Source organism: Zarconia navalis LEGE 11467 (genome assembly GCF_015207075.1).
In the GTDB taxonomy this organism is placed as follows: Bacteria; Cyanobacteriota; Cyanobacteriia; order Cyanobacteriales; family Geitlerinemataceae; genus Zarconia; species Zarconia navalis.
Genome location: NZ_JADEXN010000415.1, coordinates 1 through 5,207, shown reverse-complemented (window position 1 = coordinate 5,207; position 5,207 = coordinate 1). Strand labels below are relative to the sequence as shown.

General features: G+C 47.8%; 2 protein-coding genes. One reads left to right on the top strand and one right to left on the bottom strand.

What is annotated here, in order from left to right; translation table 11 throughout:
- The first annotated feature begins 319 nt into the window (after window positions 1-319).
- Window positions 320-1,093, top strand: a complete 774-nt coding sequence (gene gloB / locus IQ235_RS18320) for a hydroxyacylglutathione hydrolase (protein WP_264322854.1) — start codon at window positions 320-322, stop codon at window positions 1,091-1,093.
- A gap of 148 nt (window positions 1,094-1,241) precedes the next feature.
- On the opposite strand, the gene IQ235_RS18315 is transcribed toward gloB, so the two are convergent.
- Complete coding sequence (locus tag IQ235_RS18315; RefSeq protein WP_264322853.1) at window positions 1,242-5,177, bottom strand: tetratricopeptide repeat protein; 3,936 nt, start codon at window positions 5,175-5,177, stop codon at window positions 1,242-1,244.
- Window positions 5,178-5,207 lie beyond the last annotated feature (30 nt).

The following is a 5,207-nucleotide window of genomic DNA, read 5'->3' as shown; positions in this document are numbered from 1 at the left end:
CCATCAAGCTTATGCTCGAACGATATCCCTCTTGTACGCAGGGGGCACTTCGACAGGCTCAGTGACCGGGAGGCGTTTCGTCCCAAGCGCGGGGGGTTTGGGGGGAGACCCCCGCGCGTGCCGGGTTGCACGATCGAATATTGCAGTGTTGACAAAGCCATTTAAACCTTCAGTTGAAACTACTAGCACAGGGGCACTACCCCTACTTATCAAAACGAGTGTGGCGCAGTACTAGTTTGAAAATCGGGATAAAATACATCCTAGAAACGCGATCGAGATCGCCCATTTATCGCCACATTCCCAAGAGGTCTATTGTCCCGTGCAGGTTTTTCGACTCCCCGTCCTTTCCGATAACTATATCTTCCTCCTCTACGATTCCCAGCAGCGTCAAGCCGCCGTTGTCGATCCCGCCGTTGCCGATCCCGTTTTGCAGCAATTGCACCGCTTAGATGCCGAATTGGTTGCCATTTTCAACACCCACCACCACCACGATCATGTTGGGGGGAACCGAAAACTGTTGCAACATTTCCCCAAACTCACGATCTACGGTGGGGCTGAAGATAGCGATCGCATTCCCGGACAAAACGTCTTTTTACAAGAAGGAAATCGGGTTGAATTTGCTCGTCGTCAGGGGGAAGTGTTCTTCATTCCCGGACATACCCGCGCCCACATCGCCTACTATTTCCCGCCGGAAACGACCGCAGAGGCGGGAGAATTGTTCTGTGGCGATACCCTCTTTGCGGGGGGTTGCGGTCGCTTGTTTGAAGGAACCCCCGCTCAGATGGTAGACTCCCTGAGCAAGCTGCGGCGACTTCCGGACAATACGCGAGTCTGGTGCGCTCACGAGTATACCCTCAACAATCTCAAATTTGCCCTGACGGTGGATGGGGAGAATCTGGGGCTTCAGCAGCGGTTTGAACAAGTGCGGGAAAAACGCCGCCATAATGAGGCAACGATTCCGTCGTTACTGGGAATTGAGAAACAAACGAATCCTTTTTTACGGTGGGACGAACCCAGTCTGCAAGCGGCGATGGGAACCCAAGAACCGGCCCGGACGTTTGGGCGCTTGCGGGGGAAAAAGGACTTATTTTAAAGGGGTTTGACTCCACGTCAATCCTGGCGGGTAATCGAGTTGGGGCCCTACTCCAAGGTTCTAGTTCCCCTCCTGGGAGGGGCTAGGGGTGGGTTCTGCCTCGTGAAATACTTACCCGATAATCCCACAGAATTCATGGGACAGACCACTAGATTTTGTTGGCGGACAACTCCTCAACCTCAGCAACTTTGGCGGGTAAATCCAGTTCTTGGTAGAGGTTAGCGCTGTCGGTGAAAAAAGATCGCGCCGTTTCCTCCTCTCCCCTGTGTCGGTGGATTTCACCCAGGAGTTTAAAAGCCTCAGCTTGCAGCTTGCGGCGATTGAGGCCTTGAAAAGTTTTCAGGGCTTCTCGGGCGAGGATAAGGGCGGTATCAAGGTTTTGCACGGCACTCACTTCTGAGTAGGCTCGGGCAATTTTCAAAACCTTCTCAGCGCGGCTGACGGTTTGTCCGAGTTTGGCAAGAAGATCGAAACCCTCGCGGTATTTCGCTTCAAATTGGGCGATGCGCTGGGGACGTTGGGAACTGTCCGCAGGCAAATGGCACAACAATTCAACACCAATCAAAGCTAAGGCGATCGCATCGTAGGCAAGGTTTCGGGTATACTCTCCGGCAGTATTGAGTTGGGTAGCCTGTTGGGTATTTTGCTCGGCTTGAGCGAACAGATCTAGGGCAGTAGCGGAGTCAGGGGTCTTTTTGGCAAGCAAGCGCTGGCTATGACCTATTTGCCGATACCGCCGAGCTGTATTCTGGTTTTGTCCAAGTTTCTGGTGTAGATCGCGGCTTTGTTGATAATGTTCGATCGCTGTGGGGTAATCTTCTAAATCCCGGTAACAACTTGCCAACCAAGACCACAAACTGGCAACATCTTTTTCTAAATCTAATTGTTGATAGCGCTGGCGGCTTTGCTGGTAATATTCGATCGCCTCTTCATATTTTCCCCAACCCTGATAAATTCGACCGAGTTGATAGTAGCCAATCGCGATTCCCAATCGATCTTCAAGTCGCTGGCGAATTTCAAAATCTTTGCCCTCGCATTCTAGAGCATCCTGATATTTTCCCCATTCTCGATAGCAAACAGCTTGCACGAGCCATAAACTAGCCACATCTTTCTCTAGAGATAGTTGTTGGTAAATTTTTTGGCTAAATTGGTAATGCTCGATCGCCTCTTCATATTTTCCCCAGTCTTGATAAATCCAACCGAGTTGCCAATAAGCACGAGCTATATAGGAGAGATCGTCAAGTTGCTTGCAAAGCTCTAAATCTTTTTTTTGGAATTCTAACGCTTTCTCATATTTTCGCCAGTCTTGATAAATTCGTCCAATTTGCCAGTAAGCTAAAGCTATTCTCGATATATCGTCAAGCTTCTGGCGAATCTTAAGAGCTTTTAGGCTATATTCGAGTGCCTGTTGGTACTTTTCCCAATCTCGATAGCAACTACCCAGAAAATACCATTGATTGGAAATTTTTTGCTGCAAATTTAGCTCTTGATAAAAATCGAGACTTTTTTGATAATGTTCAATTGCCTCTTTATATTTTCCCCATTTTTGATAGCTCCAGCCAATATTATTGTACGCACTTGCAATATTTTCTCTATTATTTAATTTTTGATTTATTTTTAAATAATATCGATCCCACTTAATTGCAAGATCGTATTTTTCCCAATCTTTATAAGTTTTTGAGATTTGCCACAGCATTTGAATCTCATATTTCTTTAATTCAGCACTCTTGGCAGAAATTAAAGCCTTTTTAAAAAATGGTAATGATTGTTGATATTGACCTCGGAAGCGATAGCAAGTGCCTCGCTGCTGCAAGCATAAAATAAATGCAATCGGACTTCGGTCAATACTGAGACAATAGAAAGCTTTCTTATAGTATGAATCAGATTGAGAATATTTTTCTTTTTCTTGATAACAAATTGCAGATGACCAAAAAAGAAATATGTCAAATTTAGAGTCAAATATATTTTCTAGAGTTTTTAGTATTTGAATACTCTTATCGTATTGCTGTTCTCTAAGACAGGAAATAGCTGTGGCTAAATCCAAATAAAATTGGGTGTTTTTATTTTTTATATCTTGCTTTCTAATTTTTTTTAACACCGGAGTTATTTCACTTCCCATCTCCGCAACTAACTCTTTAAGAAAAACAAATAGAAGAGGCTCGAAATTCGCAATAATTTCTTCGATCCACAACATTAAAACAGAGTCAGCTTTCTTACAGGCGATATAAAATCCGGAAATATTTGATTTAGTTCTAACTTTATGAGTGATATTGGGATTATCACGCACTTTTTTTAGTAGATTTAGCGTTTCTCCTGTCTGGTATAAAAGCTCAATTTGTCGAAGTAATCGTAAGAACGTATGAAAATATTCCTCTTCAAATTCTTCTGTCAGCTCTAATCCCGGCCAGACATCAAATCCCACCGCCGTCAAAACTAACTTATTGAGAATTTTCGATCGAACTTTAGCCGAGACTTCCACCTCTGCCAAAACCCGCGCGGCAAATTGCAACTCCTTCAGTACCGTTGCCGACTCTTCGTAACGGACAATCCCCGCTTCATCCACCACGGGAAACACCAAAACCGGATCGCTTGCCGAGCCATTTTTAACCTGAATCTCCCCCCGTTCGATATCCGGTTGGTAGTCATCCAGCGCCGCAAATAACTTTTGCACCACCTTATTTAATTGCATCGGCATATGTATCCTGCAATATCCTAACGCCAGCAAAATCGGTTCCATCCAGCGCGACTCCTCCCAGTGGCGGCGAATCAACGCCAGCATATCCTCGGAATCGTTATCGGCGATATACCGCGCCGCAAAATACTCCTCGAACGTCAGGTGCATGAATCCGTAGAATCCCGGCGCGCGTTCCACGAATAATCCCGTCGTCTCCCGCACTCGCCGCAAAAACGCCTCTACCGCCTGCCGTACCGATGGCGAATCCGGTTCCTCGTCGTTGAGTTCCGCCAACTTTTTCGCCAGCTTTGCCTCCACTTCTTCCTGACTCACCAATCCCGACGGCTTCTCCTCATGCATCCAGTACGCCAGGGGTGCGAGCAAATCCACCACCTCCGTTTCCTTGAGCAGTACCTTTTCCCCATCGGGTAACTTCTTTCCCAGTTGCCAGTCTTCCGTCAGGGTTTTCACCGCCAGCGCGTACAGTTCCACCCGGCGATGGGGTAAGCGGGAACCGTTGCGGTGAATCAGCGCCAAAATTGTCAGCAGCAGGGGATTTCCCGTCAGGCGCTGCACCCCCTCATTGCTATCGATGGCATCGAGCAACCCTTGCACCTCCGCCTCGGCATTCCGTTCCTGGCGTTCCGGCGCGGCATCCGGCTGTTGCGCCTGTTCCACTGCCAAACACCAACGGCGCAGAAACTGTTCCACCTGTTCCCGCTCCATTTCGATAATGGTGAAATGGCTAAACCGCCCGCTCAGATTTACCTCTTGATACCCGGCAATCCGACTGGTGATGACGAACTTATTCCCAGCGTAAGTGCTGACAAATACCTCGATCCGATCGACAATTTGCTTGCGGCTGGATCGATCGAAAACTTCATCCAACCCATCCAAGAGGACGATACACTGTCCGGATTTGAGCTTTTCGCACAGGAGTTGCGCCACCTCCTCCGCCGAGATTTCTGTGGATGTTGCCGTAAGCTGAGTTTCCCACTGGCGGTAAAACTGCTGCAAAAACTCATCCAACTTCAACTCTGGCTGAGTTGCCAATTTTTCGGCATAGTCGGCGATGCGGAAGAATATCGGCAACCGCGTCTGCCCCAAATCCTCCCCTTCTTCTCCGGCAACAACCATCTCTTTCTCATCCCGTCGCGCCGTAGCAAAATGAAGCGCTAAATACCGCAGCAGCGTCGTTTTTCCCGCCCCCGGATCGCCCAGAATAACGCTATATTGCTGCTTCCGTACCGCTTGGGCTAAATCCACTTTCTCGGTAACGGTTTTGGTAGGATTAAAATCTGAAGCGTCGAAATCCGGCATAGCTGGCTCGGTTTCTTCAGCAAAAGATTTGCCAAATGTCGAACCTAGAGAGGATATAACACAGGAAGTTCGTCGCGTGTCTGGTTTCATATCTTCCTGGAGACAGCTTGCTACTTCTGC